The organism is Actinoplanes sp. CA-030573 (assembly GCF_050951115.1).
Classification (GTDB): domain Bacteria; phylum Actinomycetota; class Actinomycetes; order Mycobacteriales; family Micromonosporaceae; genus Actinoplanes.
In genome coordinates this window covers 5,889,336-5,907,239 of sequence record NZ_CP192038.1, presented here as the reverse complement: position 1 = coordinate 5,907,239, position 17,904 = coordinate 5,889,336, and the positions used below count along the sequence as shown (strand labels likewise).

16 protein-coding genes are annotated in these 17,904 nt (G+C 71.8%); 10 read left to right on the top strand and 6 right to left on the bottom strand.

From position 1 onward, the window contains the following. Nucleotides 1–54: 54 nt before the first annotated feature. Entirely contained in the window at nt 55–1,269 is a 1,215-nt protein-coding gene (locus ACQP2F_RS27390) for a GDSL-type esterase/lipase family protein (RefSeq protein WP_433292202.1), read from the top strand. Between the two features lie 82 nt (nt 1,270–1,351). On the opposite strand, the gene ACQP2F_RS27385 is transcribed toward ACQP2F_RS27390, so the two are convergent. After that, nucleotides 1,352–1,720 carry an FKBP-type peptidyl-prolyl cis-trans isomerase gene (locus ACQP2F_RS27385; RefSeq protein WP_433292200.1) on the bottom strand — a complete coding sequence of 123 codons (369 nt, stop codon included), beginning with the start codon at nt 1,718–1,720 and terminating at the stop codon, nt 1,352–1,354. Between the two features lie 126 nt (nt 1,721–1,846). Between ACQP2F_RS27385 and ACQP2F_RS27380 the strand changes: the two genes are divergently transcribed. From ACQP2F_RS27380 to ACQP2F_RS27360, 5 genes are all read left to right on the top strand, one after another. Then, entirely contained in the window at nt 1,847–2,770 is a 924-nt protein-coding gene (locus tag ACQP2F_RS27380; protein WP_433292198.1) for a lytic polysaccharide monooxygenase, read from the top strand. A gap of 88 nt (nt 2,771–2,858) precedes the next feature. Next, on the top strand, nt 2,859–3,134 hold the full coding sequence (locus ACQP2F_RS27375; RefSeq protein WP_433292196.1) for a hypothetical protein: 276 nt from the start codon (nt 2,859–2,861) through the stop codon (nt 3,132–3,134). After that, a complete protein-coding gene (locus ACQP2F_RS27370; protein WP_433292194.1) occupies nt 3,134–4,525 on the top strand; it encodes a DUF4331 domain-containing protein in 1,392 nt (463 codons plus the stop codon). The genes ACQP2F_RS27375 and ACQP2F_RS27370 overlap by 1 nt, the downstream gene beginning before the upstream one ends. Continuing rightward, nucleotides 4,522–4,854, top strand: coding sequence for a phospholipase (locus tag ACQP2F_RS27365; RefSeq protein ID WP_433292192.1), 333 nt, complete (start codon nt 4,522–4,524; stop codon nt 4,852–4,854). Before ACQP2F_RS27370 ends, ACQP2F_RS27365 begins: the two co-directional genes overlap by 4 nt. A gap of 21 nt (nt 4,855–4,875) precedes the next feature. Further along, nucleotides 4,876–5,865, top strand: a complete 990-nt coding sequence (locus tag ACQP2F_RS27360; RefSeq protein ID WP_433292190.1) for an AraC family transcriptional regulator — start codon at nt 4,876–4,878, stop codon at nt 5,863–5,865. A gap of 302 nt (nt 5,866–6,167) precedes the next feature. Here ACQP2F_RS27360 and ACQP2F_RS27355 read toward each other — a convergent pair whose 3' ends face one another. Further along, complete coding sequence (locus tag ACQP2F_RS27355) at nt 6,168–6,533, bottom strand: hypothetical protein (protein WP_433292188.1); 366 nt, start codon at nt 6,531–6,533, stop codon at nt 6,168–6,170. 177 nt (nt 6,534–6,710) lie between these two features. Next, nucleotides 6,711–7,943 carry a glucose-1-phosphate adenylyltransferase gene (gene glgC / locus ACQP2F_RS27350; RefSeq protein ID WP_433292186.1) on the bottom strand — a complete coding sequence of 411 codons (1,233 nt, stop codon included), beginning with the start codon at nt 7,941–7,943 and terminating at the stop codon, nt 6,711–6,713. A 125-nt stretch (nt 7,944–8,068) separates the two neighbouring features. Between glgC and glgA the strand changes: the two genes are divergently transcribed. Continuing rightward, complete coding sequence (glgA, locus tag ACQP2F_RS27345; protein WP_433292184.1) at nt 8,069–9,259, top strand: glycogen synthase; 1,191 nt, start codon at nt 8,069–8,071, stop codon at nt 9,257–9,259. On the opposite strand, the gene ACQP2F_RS27340 is transcribed toward glgA, so the two are convergent. Beyond that, entirely contained in the window at nt 9,248–10,108 is an 861-nt protein-coding gene (locus tag ACQP2F_RS27340; protein ID WP_433292182.1) for an NAD(P)/FAD-dependent oxidoreductase, read from the bottom strand. The two genes, glgA and ACQP2F_RS27340, sit on opposite strands and share 12 nt — an antisense overlap. 56 nt (nt 10,109–10,164) lie before the next feature. On the opposite strand from ACQP2F_RS27340, the gene ACQP2F_RS27335 reads away from it, so the two are divergent. After that, nucleotides 10,165–11,796 (top strand): glycoside hydrolase family 10 protein, encoded by a 1,632-nt coding sequence (locus tag ACQP2F_RS27335; protein ID WP_433292180.1) that lies wholly within the window; start codon nt 10,165–10,167, stop codon nt 11,794–11,796. A 17-nt stretch (nt 11,797–11,813) separates the two neighbouring features. Here the strand turns inward: ACQP2F_RS27335 and ACQP2F_RS27330 are convergent, their stop codons facing one another. Beyond that, the gene (locus ACQP2F_RS27330) at nt 11,814–13,448 is read right to left on the bottom strand and encodes an ABC-F family ATP-binding cassette domain-containing protein (protein WP_433292178.1); all 1,635 of its coding nucleotides are present in this window, start codon (nt 13,446–13,448) and stop codon (nt 11,814–11,816) included. A gap of 29 nt (nt 13,449–13,477) precedes the next feature. After that, complete coding sequence (locus tag ACQP2F_RS27325; RefSeq protein WP_433292176.1) at nt 13,478–14,296, bottom strand: PhzF family phenazine biosynthesis protein; 819 nt, start codon at nt 14,294–14,296, stop codon at nt 13,478–13,480. 91 nt (nt 14,297–14,387) lie between these two features. Between ACQP2F_RS27325 and ACQP2F_RS27320 the strand changes: the two genes are divergently transcribed. Together ACQP2F_RS27320 and ACQP2F_RS27315 are read left to right on the top strand one after the other, a co-directional pair. After that, on the top strand, nt 14,388–15,773 hold the full coding sequence (locus tag ACQP2F_RS27320; protein ID WP_433307627.1) for a sigma 54-interacting transcriptional regulator: 1,386 nt from the start codon (nt 14,388–14,390) through the stop codon (nt 15,771–15,773). Nucleotide 15,774: 1 nt separating this feature from the next. Then, nucleotides 15,775–17,727 (top strand): vWA domain-containing protein, encoded by a 1,953-nt coding sequence (locus tag ACQP2F_RS27315; RefSeq protein ID WP_433292174.1) that lies wholly within the window; start codon nt 15,775–15,777, stop codon nt 17,725–17,727. The last annotated feature ends 177 nt before the right edge of the window (nt 17,728–17,904 follow it).

Sequence of the window (17,904 nt, the reverse complement as noted above, 5' to 3'; positions counted from 1 at the left end):
GGTCGCCCCCCGGCCGGCCTTGTGCGATCGAAGCGGTTCGACGACCATCGACGCATGCCCAAGACATCGATCACTGTTTATCTACGTGCGGCCCTGGCCGCGGTCACGGCCCTGGCCGGCCTGGCATTGCCGGGCGCCGCGACGGCCGGTACGCGGTGGACCGGCGCCTGGTCCACCAGCCCGCAGCGGGAGAGCAGCCCCGACTTCGCCTTCGACGGCAGGACGCTGCGGCTCCTCGTGCATCCCACGGTCGGCGGCTCGTCGCTGCGCCTGCGGCTCTCCAACGGCTTCGGCGACACGGCGGTGACGTTCGGCGCGGTCTCGGTCGCGCGGGCGGCGGCCCCGGGGAGCGCGGAGCTCATCGCGGGCACCTCACGCCGGGTGCGTTTCGGCGGGCGTACGGCGGTGACGGTCGCGAAGGGAGCGACGGTCCTCAGCGATCCGGTCGGCCTCGGCGTCGCCCGCGGGCAGGACCTCGCCGTCGACCTCTACGTCAGCGGCGGCGGCAGCGCGACGGCGATCACCGGGCACGACGCGGCGCAGGGGACCCAGTTCGTCGCCGGCGGGAACCGGGCGGGCGCGGGGGCCGCGGCCTTCACCGGCTACGTCAGCTCGTGGTTCTGGCTGGCCGGCGTCGACGTGAGGCCGGCACCGGTGACCCGCGGGAGCATCGTCGCGCTCGGGGACTCGATCACCGACGGGGCCTACACGACCTGGAACGGCAACGACCGCTGGACCGATGTGCTGGCGTCCCGGCTCGGCGGCCGGTACGGGGTACTCAACCAGGGCATCGGCGGCAACCAGGTGCTCACCGACCGGACCGACTGCTGCGGCGCGGGCACCAGCGTCGCCGCCCTCGAGCGGGAGCGGGCCGATGTCCGGGAGCAGACCGGCGTGCGCTACCTGATCCTCGCCGACGGCATCAACGACATCGGCTACCACGCCACGGCGCCCGCCCTGATCGCGGGCCTGCGGACGATCGCCGCGCGGGCGCACCACGAGGGAATCCACGTGATCGGCGCGACGATCACACCGTACGGCTGCGAGGCCGGGTGCTTCACGGCCGGGCAGGAGGCCGTGCGGCAGGAGGTCAACGCCTGGGTGCGCACGACGCGAGCCTTCGACGGGGTGGCGGACTTCGACGCCGCGATCCGGGACCCGCAGCTGCCGAGCCAGGTGCTACCCGCCTATCAGGCCGACCATCTGCACCCGAACATCGCGGGCCAGCGGGCGATGGCCGAGTCGATCGACCTGACGCTGTTCCGCTGAGGCGGTGGAGCCGGGCCCGCGTATCGGTGAGCAGAGCGAAATCGCTCTGCTCACCGGGACGCACGCCCGGCCCCAACCGGAGTCACTGCACGCCGAGCAGGTCCACGACGAAGATCAGCGTCTCGTTCGGCTTGATGACGCCGCCGGCGCCGCGGGCGCCGTAGCCCAGGTGCGGCGGGATGGTCAGCTTGCGCCGGCCGCCCACCCGCATGCCCTGCACGCCCTGGTCCCAGCCGGCGATGACCTGGCCGCCGCCGAGCGAGAACGCGAACGGCTCGCCCCGGTCCCAGGAGGCGTCGAACTGAGCCCCGGTCGAGTGCGACACGCCCACGTAGTGCACGGTCGCGTACTGGCCGGCCTGGGCCTCCGGCCCGTCACCGACGGTGATGTCCTCGATCACCAGGTCGGCGGGCGGGTCGCCCTGGATCGGGCCGATCTCGGGCTTGTCCATGTCTCTCCTCCGGTTGGTCGGAACCCCGCCATGCAATCACACCGGCCGCAAAGGTGAACGACTGACCACGGATCTGCGTATCTCTGCACGCGGAGCCTGCCACCGGCTGCGCGAAGGGAGACCGACATGATCCGCCGACTGGCCGCCGTGGCCGCCGCCGCGGGGCTGCTGCCGTTCCTGTCCGCCGCGCCCGCCTTCGCGCACGGGGCGCCGACCACGCCGATCAGCCGCACCGCGGCGTGCGCGGCCGGCGGCGGTACCGCGACCGGGACGGCGGCGTGCAAGGCGGCCCGGGCGGCCAACGGCGGGCCGTTCGGCACGTTCGACAACCTGCGGGTGGCCAACGTCAACGGCGACGACAAGAAGTTCGTGCCGGACGGGAAGCTGTGCTCGGGCGGCGTCGGCGACTTCAAGGGACTCGACCTGGCCCGCGACGACTTCCCGTCGACGGAGGTGACCGGCGGCAAGGCGCTGGCGGTGGCGTACCGCGCGACCCTCCCGCACGAGGGCAGCTTCCGGTTCTATCTGACCAAGCAGGGCTTCGACCCGGGGAAGAAGCTGTCCTGGGGCGACCTCGGCGGGAAGCTGGCCGAGATCAAGGACCCGCCGCTGCGGGACGGCGCCTACCGGATGAGCGTGAAGCTGCCGGCGGACCGGACCGGGCGGCACATCCTCTACATCGTCTGGCAGACGTCGAGCACGGCCGACACGTACTACTCCTGCTCGGATCTGGTCTTCGCGGCGAAGAAGACGGCGGCCGCTCCGGTCGGGACGAAGAAGCCGGCCGCGACCGGGACGCCGGCCGCGGCGAGGACGAAGCCGGCGGCCGCGAAACCCACGAGCGCCGGCCCGAAACCGGCGGCAACGACCGAGGAGGCGGCGCCGGCCGCGGAAGCGCCCGCGACCGGTCAGGCGATCACTCCGGTCGGTGACCAAAGCCAGGTCACACTGGGTCATGGCCTGGTTCTGGGCGCCCTCGTCGTCGGTGGCGGCTTCCTGGCGTACGCGCTGATCGCCGGTTTTCTCCGGAGCCGTCGCGAAAACCGTTGAACCGCAAGGGTTCGGCCTTCGTACTGATGGGCGTCGACGCCAGTAAGCCCGTTTCAGTCCTTCCGAAAGAAATGACGAAAGGCCGAGCATGAGTCGTGTTCGATACGGCAGCAGGGGGATCAACCGCCTGTCACGCCGCCGGGTTCTCGCCATCGCCGCTACTGCCGGTGTCGGCGCGTCGGTCGCCGGTGTCGCCGGTCTCAGCCTCGCCGGCGAGACCCCGGCCAAGGACGACGGACAGCCGCTGGTGATCTCGCTACGCGACGCCTCGAAGGGCACGTTCGACATCTTCTCGGGCGGATCGAAGTCGACAATCACCGACAAGAAGCTGGCCGCCCGGCTGCTGAAGGCGGTGAAGCGCTGATGTCCTCGCATCGCGAAGCACCCGAGATCAGCAAAGACCCGGTGGCGGACTCCTCCGACCTGTACGCGTTCGTCAGCCCGGACGATCCGGAGACCGTGACGATCATCGCGAACTACGTGCCGCTCCAGCTCCCGGCGAGCGGGCCGAACTTCTTCGAGTTCGGCGACGACGTGCTGTACGAGATCCACATCGACTCGAACGGCGACGCCCGCCCCGACCTCACGTACCAGTTCCGGTTCCGCACCGAGCTGCGCAACGACAAGACGTTCCTGTACAACACCGGCCAGATCAAGTCGCTCGACGACGAGAACTGGAACCGGCGGCAGTTCTACTCGGTCACCAAGGTCGACGCGCACGGCAAGAGCACCGTCCTGGCGCAGAAGGTGCCCTGCCCGCCCTGCAACGTCGGCAAGTTGTCGATCCCGGACTACGAGAAGCTCGCCGCGGACGCGGTCAAGAAGCTCAAGACCGGCGAGAAGGTGTTCGCCGGCCAGCGCGCCGACGCGTTCTTCGTCGACCTCGGCTCGATCTTCGACCTCGGCACGCTGCGCCCCTTCCAGGACAAGCACCTGGTCGGCAAGACGCTGTTCAACTACGCCGGCAAGGCGGTCAACGCCACCGACAAGCTCAACGTGCACTCGATCGCGATCCAGGTGCCGCTGTCGGCGGTGCGCCGCGACGGCAAGAAGAAGGTGCGCGGCCGCGACCCGGGCGCGGTGATCGGGGTCTGGACGTCGGCGAGCCGTCGCCAGGTGCAGGTGCGCCAGGGCGACAAGAAGAACGCGGACGTCGAGGTCGGGCCGCAGGTTCAGGTCTCCCGGCTCGGCAACCCGCTGTTCAACGAGGTCATCGTCCCGATGGCGGAGAAGGACAAGTGGAACGCGCTCTCCCCGGCCGAGGACAAGCGCTTCGCCCAGTTCGTCGAGAAGCCTGAGCTGGCGTCCCTGCTTCCGGTGCTCTACCCGGGCCTGTTCGACAACCTCGACAAGCTCAACAAGGCCGGTACGCCGCGGGCCGACCTCGTGGCGATCCTGCTGACCGGCATCCCGGACGGCCTGATCGACAACTTCCAGAACGCGACCGGTGACACCAAGGCCGACATGCTGCGCCTGAACACCGCGGTCCCGCCGGCCAAGGACCCGAAGGCGTTCGGCCTGCTCGCCGGCGACCTGGCCGGCTTCCCGAACGGCCGCCGGATCGAGGACGACGTGGTGTCGATCTCGATCCGGGCCATCGCCGGCGTCACGTTCGCGCTGGTCGACGAGACGTTCAAGCCGGACGCCGCGGCCGGGCTGGTCGAGCAGGGCCTGTCCATCAAGAACGTCAGCTCCGGGCTGCTGAAGAAGTTCCCGTTCCTGGGCACGCCGTTCGACGGGTTCGACAACCCGTGACCCACCATCACTCGCTGATGCCGTCCGGCCAGGGGACGGTCATGCTCAACATCGGCGCCGGCATCGGGGCCCTGGTCATCCACGCCCCGGGCCGGCTGCACGGGCACGAGATCGAGGTCAGCCCGGTCGGCGACCCGGCGCTGCGGACCCATGCGGCGGTACGCGCCCGCTACGTCCGGGGTGGCGCGTCGTACGCGGTGGTCATCGACAGCCTGCCCGAGGGCCGGTACACGGTCTGGCGCGACCCGGTCAACGCGCTCGGCGAGGTCGAGGTGCCCGGCGGTGGCGTCGCCGAGTTCACCTGGCCGCAGGAGGCCGCCGCGGCCTGAGCGAGGTCTATGGTGGAGCCCATGGCCACGCTCCCGGGGGACTCCCCGGTCCACGTCGCTCTGCGGACGAGCGACGTGGACGAGGCCCGGGCGTTCTGCCGGAAGCTCTACTACGGCCCGCTCGAGGTGAACCCCGTCGGCGACGCGAGCACGTTCTGCTTCCGCGGCGACGTGGTGATGCTCGGCCCGATCACGGTCGGCGAGATCAGCTACGGCACCGACGTGCATCTGGCGATCGGCGGCCTGGAGACCTCCTACCACGTGCTCTCGCCGCTGAGTGGCACGCTGCGCTCGCGGCACCGGGGCGCCGTCGTGCTGGCCGACACGACCCGGGCCGCGGTCTACCGGCCGGTCGGCGACATCGACCTCGACTGGCCGGGCGACTGCCGGCTGCTCAGCGTCAAGGTCGAGCGGGCCGCCCTGGAGCGGGAGCTGGACGCGGCCCTCGACCAGCAGATCGTCTCGCCGCTGCTGCTGGGCGAGAGCTTCGACACGGCCGAGGGCCCGGGGCGCACCTGGGCGGCGCTGGTCCGGCTGCTGCACGCCGAGCTCTGCGCCGAGGACGGGCTGGCCTCCCAGCCCCGGATGGCGGCCCGCTGGCGCGACATGGTCGTCTCCGGGCTCGCGCTGACGGTCGAGCACCCGTACGGCGACGAGCCGGCCGGGCTCCAGGGGCCGCGCCGGCCCCGTACGGTCAAGCGCACGCTGGACGCCATGCACGCCGAGCCCTGGCGGCAGTTCACCGCGGCCGACCTCGCCTCGATCGCCGGCGTCGGCGTCCGCGTGCTGCAGGAGTCGTTCCGCCAGCACGTGGGCATCTCGCCGCTGGCCTACCTGCGCCGCCTGCGGCTCGACGAGGTGCACAACGAGCTGTCCCGCTCCGACCCCTGGCAGGTGAGCGTCTCCGAGGTCGCCTACCGGTGGGGCTTCACCCACCTGGGCCGCTTCGCGGGCGCGTACCGGGCCCGCTTCGGCGTCGCGCCGTCCCAGACGTTGCGCGACCGCCGCTGACCGGGGTCGCTCGCGCCGCGACGCGAACTGATTCTTCGGCGACCTACCCTCACCCCGACGGCCTAGCGCTAACGCGGGAAGCGTCCGGCGCCTCTTCGGGCGCTGCGACCATGATTCTTCGGTGGTCGGCCGGAATCAGTTCGCCCAGGGTTGCCACGCTCCTGGCACCATGGCGGTCCACAAGGTGTCTGACGAGATCCAGCCGGTGACTTTCGGTTCTTTCCCGAGCCAGAACGGTGACGATGGGGCCGATGGCCGAGAGGACCGCTGCCAGCCCGAGCAGCACCGCGCCCGCACCCATGTCAGACCTCGCCGGACGGCGGCCGGATCGCCTGCAGCCACACCCGACGGCCGGGCTGGCCCTCGAGCTGCCAGAACGACCACCCGTTGCGATTGTCGTTGACGCTCGGGTTGTAGCGGCGGACCACCGCGCGCGCGGCGCCGGTCGGTGTCTTGAACGATTGACCGGCTAGCGGACCGTCGACGATCTCCACCCGGGCCGGTTCGAAGTACCGGGCCCGGACCCGGTGACCCTCATAGTCGGCGAAGATCGGCACGCCCGGCTCCGGGGTCGGCGGGGTCTCCACCGGGGGCGCGTTTCCACCGATCAGCCGCCGGACAATCTCGCCCTCGCTGACCTTCCCCATGCGTGCGGCGAGGGCCACCACGCTCGATGACCTGCAAAGCCCGGTGTTTTGGGGAAGTTTGGGCGGCGCGGGATAGCCGAGTTCTTTCCGAGGCGACTCCGAATCAAGGGTTACGCCGAGCACGCTCCGGCATCGCAGCGGCCGGCCGCAAAAAGGCCGCCCCGGGTGCGGGACGGCCTTCCTGGGTGCGGGGACGGGTCAGAGCTCGATCCGCTGGCCCTTGCCGATCACCACGATGCCGTTGTCGGACACCGTGTAGAGCTTGCGGTCACGGTCCAGGTCGACGCCGATCTGGGCCCCCTCCGGGATCACCACGTTCTTGTCGATGATGGCGTTGCGCACGATCGCCCGGCGGCCGACCGAGACGCCCTCCATCAGCACCGACCCCTCGACGTGGGCCCACGAGTTGATCCGGACGTTGGGGGAGACCACCGAGCGTTCGACCAGGGACCCGGAGACGACCACGCCGGGGGAGATCATCGACTCGATGGCGCGGCCCTGGCGGTCGTCGTAGCCGTGCACGAACTTGGCCGGCGGCCACGACCCGTAGTTGGTGAAGATCGGCCAGTCGTGGTTGTACAGGTTGAAGATCGGCAGCGTCGCGATGAGGTCCATGTGGGCCTCGTAGAACGAGTCGAGCGTCCCCACGTCCCGCCAGTAGCCCCGGTCGCGGTCGGTCGAGCCGGGCACCTCGTTGTCGCGGAAGTCGTAGACGTTCGCCTCGCCCCGCTCGACCAGCATGGGGATGATGTTGCCGCCCATGTCGTGCTTGCTGTCGGGGTTCTGCGCGTCCTTGCTCACCGCCTCGCACAGCGCGCGGGCCGTGAACACGTAGTTGCCCATCGAGGCGTACACCTCGTCGGGGGAGTCCGGCAGGCCGGCGGGGTCCTTGGGCTTCTCCCGGAACGCCTTGATGCGCCGGCCGTCCTCGGCCACGTCGATCACGCCGAACTGGTCGGCCAGCGACCGGGGCTGGCGGATGCCGGCCACGGTGACCGCCGCGCCCGAGGCGATGTGCTGGTCGACCATCTGCTTCGGGTCCATGCGGTAGATGTGGTCGGCGCCGAACACGATGACGTAGTCCGGTGACTCGTCGTTGATCAGGTTGAGGCTCTGGTAGATCGCGTCCGCCGAGCCGGCGAACCATCGCGGGCCGAGCCGCTGCTGGGCCGGGACCGGGGTCACGTAGTTCCCCAGCAGCGTGGACATCCGCCACGTCTTGGTGATGTGCCGGTCGAGGGAATGGGACTTGTACTGGGTGAGAACGACGATCTTGAGAAAGCCGCCGTTCGCCAGGTTGGACAGGACGAAATCGATCATCCGGTAGATGCCGCCGAACGGCACACCGGGCTTGGCCCGGTCGGCGGTCAGGGGCATCAGGCGCTTACCTTCACCACCGGCCAGAACGATCGCAAGCACCTTGACAGCCATGGAAGGACGCTAACTTTCCGCCAGCCCGAGCGCCAGCCGAACAGGTGGGCAAACCGAGGAACACCAGGCTACCGGATCTTGACCGGCGGCGCGCCGGAACCCGCGCCAGGCACTAGGCTGCGGGTGTGACGCGCGTGGATCTGATCACGAGGGAATATCCGCCCGAGGTGTACGGCGGCGCCGGGGTGCATCTGGAGTACCTTTCGCGAGATCTGCGCGATCTGGCGGACGTACGGGTGCACTGCTTCGGCGCTCCCCGCACCGAGCCGGGCGTGACCGCCTACCCTGAGCCGGCCGAGCTCAAGGACGCGAACGCGGCACTGCGCACGATGGGCGTCGACCTCGAGATCGCGGCCGGCTGCGCGGGCACCGACATCGTGCACAGCCACACCTGGTACGCGAACTTCGCCGGCCACACCGCCAAGCTGCTGCACGGCGTGCCGCACGTGGTGACCACGCACAGCCTCGAGCCGCTGCGCCCGTGGAAGGCGGAGCAGCTCGGCGGCGGCTACGCGCTGTCCAGCTTCTGCGAGCGGGTGGCGATCGAGAACGCCGACGCCGTCATCGCGGTCTCCGGCGGGATGAAGCGCGACGTGCTCACCGCGTACCCCTCGGTGGATCCCGACAAGATCCAGGTGGTCTACAACGGCATCGACACCGAGCAGTACCGGCCCGACCACGGCACCGACGTGATAGAGCGGCTCGGCATCGACCTCAACCGGCCCAGCGTCGTCTTCGTCGGCCGGATCACCAGGCAGAAGGGCCTGCCCTACCTGATGCGGGCGTGCCTCCAGCTGCCGCCCGAGACGCAGATCGTCCTGCTGGCCGGCGCGCCCGACACCAAGGAGATCGCGGCCGAGGTCGAGGGGCTGGCCGCCGACCTGCGCGCGGCCCGCGACGAGCGGGGCGTCGTCTGGGTGCAGGAGATGCTGCCCAAGACCGAGGTCATCCAGGTCCTCACGCACGCGACCGTCTTCGTCTGCCCGTCGATCTACGAGCCGATGGGCATCGTCAACCTCGAGGCGATGGCCTGCGAGACGGCGGTGGTGGCGACCGCGACCGGCGGCATCCCCGAGGTGGTGGCCGACGGCGAGACCGGCATCCTGGTGCCGATCGAGCAGGTCGCGGACGGCACCGGCACCCCGGTGGACCCGGAGAGGTTCGTCGCCGACTTCGCCGCGGCGATGACCAAGCTGGTCGAGGACCCGCAGCGGGCGGAGCAGATGGGCCTGGCCGGCCGGCGGCGCGCGGTCGAGCATTTCAGCTGGTCGCGCATCGCCGAGGACACGATGGCGGTCTACCGGTCAGTGCTCTGAGATGATCGCGCGGGCCGCCGCCCGGCCGCTGAGCCAGGCGGTCTGCACGCGCGGCTTGCCGAAGGCGTCCCCGCACAGATAGACGTTGCCGTGCCGCGCGAAGAGCCCGTGGCCGGCCCGCGGCGACGCGTAGGGCCAGCGCCGGATGGTCACGGCCGGCTCGTCGCCGATCTCGAGCAGCTCGCCGACCGCCTTGGCCATGGCCGGTCCGGGATCGGTCGTGCTTTCGGCGAAGGCGCCGGTCGAGTGCGCGACGAGCACGGGGGCACGGTCGCCGCGGCGGGCGCCGTCGTCGCAGACCGTGGCGAGCACCGGGTGATCGTTGACGAAGGCGCCGTCGAAATCCTTCCAGGCCCTCCGGGCGTACGTCAGGATCGCCGTCACCACCGGTGACCAGACCTGCTCGGCCGCCGCCGGCATGTCCACGATGCGCTGCGCTTCCGGCCCGGGCATCGCGAGCACGACCGCCTCGACCGCGCTCGGCAATGCCGAGATTTCTGTATTGAGCGATATCTCCAACTCGCGGGCGAGGTCCACCGCGAGTGACCGCAACCCGCCCGGCGCCGCCCAGCGCAGGGTGGCCGCCCCCTGCTGACCGCGCAGGGTGTCGGTCCACGGCCGGGCCAGCCCGTCGATCCGCCAGGTCTGCAGCCGCCCGAGAAAGGCCGGGTCGTCGGCCGTGAGGTAGGCCGCCCCGGTGTCCACCCAGCGGCCGCCGAGCCACTCGCTCGCGAGCCGGCCTCCCACCTGCTGGGAACGTTCCACGATCCGGGCCGGGATGCCGGCATCGACCAGCTCACGGGCGCATGCCAGGCCGGATATCCCGGCTCCCACGACGACGACGGTCACATCATCGGACTCTACGGGTGTCACGGCCGCGACGAGGCCGAGGCACACTGGTCGGCATGCTCCGCCGCCGTCCCCCCGCCCGGCTCGTGCTCGCCCTCGCCTCGCTGCTGTTCGCGCTCGCCGTTCTCGGCCTCGGTCTGATCCGGGCCGCGCTCTACGAGCCGCCGGCCGTCGCGGGCGGCGCCGTGCCGGTCGAGGCGACGGCCGGCCCGGCCGGCACACCGGGCCGGTGCGCGGGCGTGCCGGTCACCGCGACCCGGCAGCTGCGCGGCATGTGGCTCACCACGGTGGCGAACATCGACTTCCCGAGCCGCCCCGGCCTGGCCGAGGCCCAGATCAAGTCGGAGTACGTCACATGGCTGGACCTGGCCGTGGCCCAGCACCACAACGCGATCTTCGTGCACGTGCGGCCCAGCGGCGACGCGTTCTGGCCGTCGGCGTACGCGCCGTGGTCGGAGTGGCTCACCGGCCGGCGCGACGGCCGGGCTCCCGGGTGGGACCCGATGGCGTACATGGTGAGCGAGGCCCACGCGCGCAACCTGGAGTTCCACGCCTGGTTCAACCCCTACCGCGGCACCCAGCCCGGCCCCGAGGGACCGGGCGCCGACTTCGCCAAGCTCGCGCCCGGCCATCCGCTGCTCAAGCACCGCGACTGGGCGATCGCCTACCCCAAGGGCACGGCCGGCCGGCTCTACTTCGACCCGGGCAACCCGGCGGCGCGGAGGTTCGTCGAGGACGCGATGCTCGAGGCGGTCGGCAAGTACGACATCGACGGCGTGCACTTCGACGACTTCTTCTACCCGTACCCGGTGGCCGGGCAGGACTTCCCGGACGACGCGAGCTACGCCCGATACGGGCGCGGCAAGTCCCGCGGCGACTGGCGGCGGGACAATGTGAACACCCTGGTGCGCGAGATGGACCAGCGGATCAAGCAGGTCAAGCCGTGGGTCAAGTTCGGGATCAGCCCGTTCGGCATCTGGCGCAACAAGACCAGCGACGCGGCCGGCTCCGACTCCAAGGGCCTCGAGGCGTACGACGCGATCTACGCCGACACCCGCAAGTGGGTCCGCGAGGGCTGGCTCGACTACATCGTGCCCCAGCTCTACTGGAACATCGGCTTCGCCAGGGCCGACTACGCCAAGCTGCTGCCGTGGTGGGTGTCGCTGGTGAAGGGCACCGGCGTGCAGCTGTGGATCGGGCAGGCCGACTACCGGGTCGGCGAGCCGGGCGCCTGGAGCGACCCGGCCGAGCTCGACCGGCACCTGAGCCTGGACGAGAAGGCGGGCGTACAGGGTGAGGTGCATTTCAGCGCCAAGCAGGTCAAGGCCGACCGGCTCGGCTCGGTCGCGCTCTACCGTCAGAGGCACTACGCCGCGCCCGCGCTCGTGCCGGTCATGAAACGCCTGCCCGCCGCGCCGCCCGGCGCGCCCCGCCTCACCGCCGTCCACAAGGCCGGCGCCGCGCTCGCCTTCGACGCCCGGGCGGGCGCCGGGCCGGCCGCGGCGAGCTGGGCGCTCTACCGGGTGAGCGGCGCGACCGCGGCGCTGGTCGCGACCGGCCGCGGCGGCACCCCGGTCACCGACCCGGCTCCGGTCAAGGGGAAAGCGGTCTACTGCCTGGCCGGCCTCGACCGGTCCGGCAACCAGGGTTCGATCAGCGCGCCGTTCAGCGCCGAGCCCAGGAGCTAGGAGCTAGGAGCGGAGGGCTAGCCGGTGACCTTGCCGTCCGCGACCTCCAGGTGCCGGGTGGTGGCCACCGCCGCCAGCATCCGCCGGTCGTGGGTGACCAGCAGCAGCGTGCCGTCGTAGCCGGCGAGGGCCGACTCCAGCTGCTCGATCGCGGCCAGGTCGAGATGGTTGGTCGGCTCGTCCAGCACGAGCAGGTTCACCCCGCGCGCCTGCAGCAGGGCGAGGGCGGCCCGGGTGCGCTCGCCGGGGGAGAGGGTCGCGGCCGGCCGGAGCACGTGGGCGGCCTTGAGCCCGAACTTCGCCAGTAGCGTCCGCACATCGGCGTCCGAGTGCTCGGGCACGGCCTGGCCGAAGGCGGTCATCAGCGGCTCGTCGCCGAGGAACAGCCCGCGGGCCTGGTCGATCTCGCCGACCACGACGCCGGGCCCGAGGTGGGCGGTGCCCTCGTCGAGCGCGATCCGGCCGAGCAGGGCGGCCAGCAGCGTCGACTTGCCCGAGCCGTTGGCGCCGGTGATCGCGACCCGGTCGGCCCAGTCGATCTGCAGGGTCACCGGCCCGAGCGTGAAGTCGCCGCGGCGTACCACCGCGTCGCGCAGGGTCGCCACGACGGCGCCGGCACGCGGCGCCGCGGCGATCTCCATCCGCAGCTCCCACTCCTTGCGCGGCTCCTCGACCACCTCCAGGCGCTCGATCAGCCGCTCGGTCTGCCGGGCCTTGGCCGCCTGCTTCTCGCTGGTCTTGACGTGGAAGGCCTTGGAGTTCTTGTCGTTGTCGGGCGCCTTCTTGCGGGCCGCGCGCACGCCCTTGTCGGCCCAGGCGCGCTGCATGCGGGCCCGCGCGAGCAGGTCCTCCTTGCGCTCGGCGTACTCCTCGTACTGCTCACGCGCGTGCATCCGCCCACGCTCGCGCTCCTCGAGGTAGGAGGCGTAGCCGCCGCCGAACAGGTTCACCTGCTGCTGCGGAAGATCAAGTTCGAGGACCTTGGTGACCGTACGGGTGAGGAACTCCCGATCGTGGCTGACCAGCACGGTGCCGGCCCGCAGCCCGCTCACGAAGTCCTCCAGCCGCCGCAGACCGTCGAGGTCGAGGTCGTTGGTCGGCTCGTCGAGCAGGAAGATGTCGTAGCGGCTGAGCAGCAGCGACGCCATGCCGGCCCGGGCCGCCTGCCCGCCGGAGAGCGCCGTCATCGGGTGGTCGAGCGCGACGGTCAGGCCCAGCTCGGCCGCCACCTGGCCGGCCCGCTCCTCGAGGTCGGCCCCGCCGAGGTCGAGCCACTTCTCGAGGGCGGCCGCGTAGACGTCGTCGGCGCCCGGGCGGCCCTCGGCCAGGTCGGTGGCGGCCGCGTCCATGGCGGCCTGGGCCGGTCCGACGCCGGTGCGGCGGGCCAGGAAGTCGCGAACCGTCTCGCCGGGCCGCCGCTCCCGTTCCTGCGGCAGGTAGCCGACGTTGGCGGTGGGCGGGCTGAGCGCGACGGTGCCGCTCTCGGCGGGGGCGATGCCGGCCAGCGTACGCAGCAGGGTCGTCTTGCCCGCGCCGTTGACCCCGACCAGCCCGATCACGTCGCCGGGCGCGACGACGAGGTCGAGCCCCGAGAAGAGGATGCGGTCGCCGTGGCCCGCGGCAAGGTCCCGGCCGATCATCGTCGCGCTCATATCGGCGCTATTTTATGGTCCTCCCCGCCTTACCCCGCGATCGGGACCGCCTGGCCGCTCACCCGGACGCCGGCCTCGCCCGGGACGAGGGTGACCGTGATCCGGCTCGGCCGGCCCAGGTCGTCGCCCTGGCGCAGATGCAGGACGGCGTCGCCGCCGACGATGCCCAGCGCGCGCAGATAGCCACCGAAGGCGGCGGCCGCGGCGCCGGTGGCCGGGTCCTCGTAGACGCCGCCGACCGGGAACGGATCCCGCACGTCGAAGGTGTCCTCCCCGGCCCGGAAGACCAGCTGGATCGTCGTCCAGCCGCGCGACTCCATCAACGTCTTGAGAGCCTCGAAGTCGTAGTCGAGCGCGGCCAGCCGGCGACGGCTCGACGCGGCCAGCACCGGATGACGGGCGCCGGCGTAGGCGACCTTGACCGGGAGTGACTCGTCCAGATCGGCCGCGTCCCACCGCAGCGCCGCCAGCAACGCGGCGCGGCCGGCCTCGTCGAGATCGTCCACCGCCGGGTCGACGCTGGTGAGCGTGGCCCGGCCGGCGTCGTCGACGGAGACCGGCACCTCGCCCGCATTGGTGCGGAACACGTGGTCGCCGGGCCCGAGCGCGACGGCGGTGGCGACCGTGGCGTGCCCGCAGAACGGGACCTCGGCCAGCGGGCTGAAGTAGCGGACCCGGAGGCCGCCCTCGTCGCGGCCGGTGATGAACGCCGTCTCCGAGTAGCCGACCTCGGCCGCGATCGCGAGCATCCGCTCGTCGGACAGGCCGGTCGCGTCCAGCACGACCCCGGCCGGGTTGCCGCCCTTCGGATCGTCGCTGAACGCGGCGTACCGCAGAATCTCCGTCATCGCCGAAGCGTATTCCCGCCACCGGTGCCGTATCGATCACACGGTCTTGTCACCGGCGCGGAGTAGCGTTCACCGGGTGACAGAACCGCCAATGGATCTTCCGCGCACCCTCGGCGAGCTGCGGGCCTCCGGGCACGAGTTCCGCACGGTCAAGGAGGAGCTGCGCGTCAACCTGCTCGATCGGATGCGGCGCGGCGAGCAGCGCTTCCCCGGCATCGTCGGCTACGACGACACGGTGCTACCCGAGGTCGAGCGCGCGCTGCTGGCCGGGCACGACATGGTGCTGCTGGGCGAGCGCGGGCAGGGCAAGACCCGGCTCATCCGCGGCCTGATCGGCCTCCTCGACGAGTGGACGCCGTTCATCACCGGCTCGGAGCTGCACGAGCACCCTTATCAGCCGCTCACCCCGGCCTCGCGGCGCCTGGCCGCGGAGACCGGCGACCTCCTGCCGATCTCCTGGCTGCACCGGTCGGAGCGGTACGGGGAGAAGCTCGCCACGCCCGACACCAGCGTCGGCGACCTGATCGGCGACGTCGACCCGATCAAGGTGGCCGAGGGTCGCGCCCTCGGCGACCCGGAGACGATCCACTTCGGGCTGGTGCCGCGCACCAACCGGGGCATCTTCGCCGTCAACGAGCTGCCCGACCTCGCCGAGCGCATCCAGGTCTCGCTGCTCAACGTGCTGGAGGAGCGCGACATCCAGGTCCGCGGCTACCAGCTGCGGCTGCCGCTCGACCTGCTGCTGGTCGCCTCGGCCAACCCCGAGGACTACACCAACCGCGGCCGCATCATCACCCCGCTCAAGGACCGCTTCGGCGCCGAGATCCGCACGCACTACCCGGTCGACCTGGCGCTCGAGACCGAGCTGGTCCGGCAGGAGGCGTCGCTGGTCGCGGCCGTGCCCGACCACCTGATCGAGGTGCTCGCCCGCTACACCCGGGGCGTCCGCGAGTCGCCGGCCATCGACGCCCGCTCGGGCATCTCGGCCCGGTTCGCGATCGCGGCGGCCGAGACGGTGGCGGCGTCGGCGCTGCGCCGGGCCGGGCTGCGCGGCGAGCGCGAGGCGGTGGCCCGCATCGGCGACACCGCCTCGGTGACGTCCACGCTGCGCGGCAAGGTCGAGTTCGAGAGCGGCGAGGAGGGGCGCGAGACCGAGGTGCTGGCCCACCTGCTGCGGGTGGCCACGGCCGAGACGTTCCGCGACCGGCTGGGCGGGCTCGACCTGTCCGGGTTCACCGACCTGGTGGCCGAGGGCTCGATCATCGAGACCGGCGACCTGGTCTCGGCCGAGGAGCTGCTCGGCCAGATCGGCACGGTGCCCGGGCTGGCCAAGGTGCTCGACCGGCTCGGGCTGGGCGACGCGCCGTCGCCGGGGCAGGCCGCCTCCGGCATCGAGTTCGTCCTCGAGGGGCTGCATCTGACCCGCCGGCTGGCCAAGGAGCTGACCGACGACGGACGCACGCTCTACGGGAGCTGAGATGGCCGGCAACCGGTTCCGGTACGGCGCCTGGCGGGACGGGCCCGATCCGCTCGCCCCGCCGTACGACGTGCGCGCCGCCGTCGACGAGGTGGGGGAGCGGGTGCTCGCCGGCGACTCGTTGCGGGACGTGCTGCGCGACCTCGTCCGGCAAGGGCCGCGGCAGGGTCGCGGGCTCGACGAGCTGCGGGCCCGGGCCCGGCGGCTGCGGCGGGACGCGCTGCGGCGGGGAAACCTGGACGGCGCCGTCACGCGGGCGCAGCAGCTCCTCGACCAGGCTCTCGCCGCCGAGCGCGACGAGCTGCGTTCGCGGGATTCCGACGAGGCCCGCTTCTCCGAGGCCGTTCTGGACAGCCTGCCCCGGTCGACCTCGCGGGCGGTCGAGGAGCTGTCGTCCTACGACTGGGCCTCGCCCGAAGCGCGCGATCTGTACCAGCAGATCCTCGACGGTCTCCGGCGTGAGGTCGTCGAACAGCGCTTCGCCGGCATGAAGCAGGCCCTGGAAAACGGCGACATGTCGGGTGTGTCGGAGATGGTGTCCGACCTCAACGAGCTGCTCGAGCGGCACGCCCGGGGCGAGGACACGTCCGACGCCTTCCAGCAGTTCATGGCCAAGCACGGGCAGTTCTTCCCGGAGAACCCGCAGAACATCGAGGAGCTGATCGACTCCCTGGCCCGGCGGGCGGCGGCGGCCGAGCGGCTGATGCGGTCGCTGAGCCCGCAGCAGCAGGAGGAGTTGTCCCGGCTGATGGAGCAGGCGCTCGGCGACGGGCCGCTGCGCGGGCAGCTCGCCCAGCTCACCGACAACCTCCAGGCGCTGCGGCCGCAGCTGAACTGGGGTCGCGGCGAGCGGATGCGGGGGCCGAACGACCTCGGCTACGGCGACGCGGCGGCGGCCCTGGGCGAGATCGGCGAGCTCGACGAGCTGCTCGACCAGCTCGGCCAGGAGCACCCGGGCGCCACGCTCGACGACGTCGACGTGGAGATGGTCGAGCGGCAGCTGGGCCGGGGCGCGGCCGACGACGTGCGCCGGTTGCGCGAGCTCGAGCGCGAGCTGACCCGGCAGGGCTGGGTGACGCGCGACAGCGAGGGGCTGACGCTCTCGCCCAAGGCGTTGCGGCGTCTCGGGCGGACGGCGCTGGCGCAGGTTTTCGACGAGCTCAAGAGTAAGCGGCAGGGCCAGCACGACCTGCGCGACGCGGGCGCGGCCGGCGACCTGATCGGCTCGTCGCGGCGCTGGGAGTACGGCGACGAGCAGCCGCTCGACGTGGTCCGCACGATCGGCAACGCGGTCCGCCGGCGCGCCGGCTCCGGCGTCGGCACGCTTCCCGTCCGCCTGTCACCCGAGGACTTCGAGGTCGCCGAGACCGAGCGCCGCGCATCGGCCGCGGTGGCCCTCTGCGTCGACCTGTCCTACTCGATGTTCGCCGACGGTCGCTGGGGCCCGATGAAACAGACGGCCCTGGCGCTCTCGCACCTGGTGGCGACCCAGTTCCCGCAGGACTCGCTGCAGATCATCGGTTTCGGCCTCTACGCCTCGGTCCTCTCCCAGGGCGACCTGGCCGCCATCGACCCGACCATGGAGAAGGGCACCAACCTGCAGCACGCCCTCAACCTGGCCGGCCGCCACCTGCGCCGCCACCCCGGCGCCGAGCCGGTGGTGATGGTCGTGACCGACGGCGAGCCGACCGCCCACCTGGACGACGGCGAGGCGATGTTCTGGTGGCCGCCGCTGCCCGAGACCGTGCGGGCCACCATCCAGGAGGTGGACCACCTGACCCGCTTCGGCGCCACGCTGAACTTCTTCATGCTCGGCGAGGACCCAGGTCTGCAACGCTTCGTCGGCGCCGTGGCCGAGCGGAACGGGGGCCGCGTCTTCAGCCCCGACGCGGCCGAGCTGGGCCGCTACGTGGTCGACGACTACGTCCGGGCCCGCCGGGGCCGCCGCCGCTGATCCCCGGGTTGCCGGCCGCTCCCGCCGGCCGGCCGGCAACCCCGCGGGCCCCTTTGCTCTGCTCACCCATACGCGCCACGCTTGCCGGCCGCTTCATCGCTCTGCTTACCGATACGCGCCTGCCGGGCCCAACCGCCCGCCGCTCTGCTCACCCATGCGCGCCCTCGTCCTCGGCTT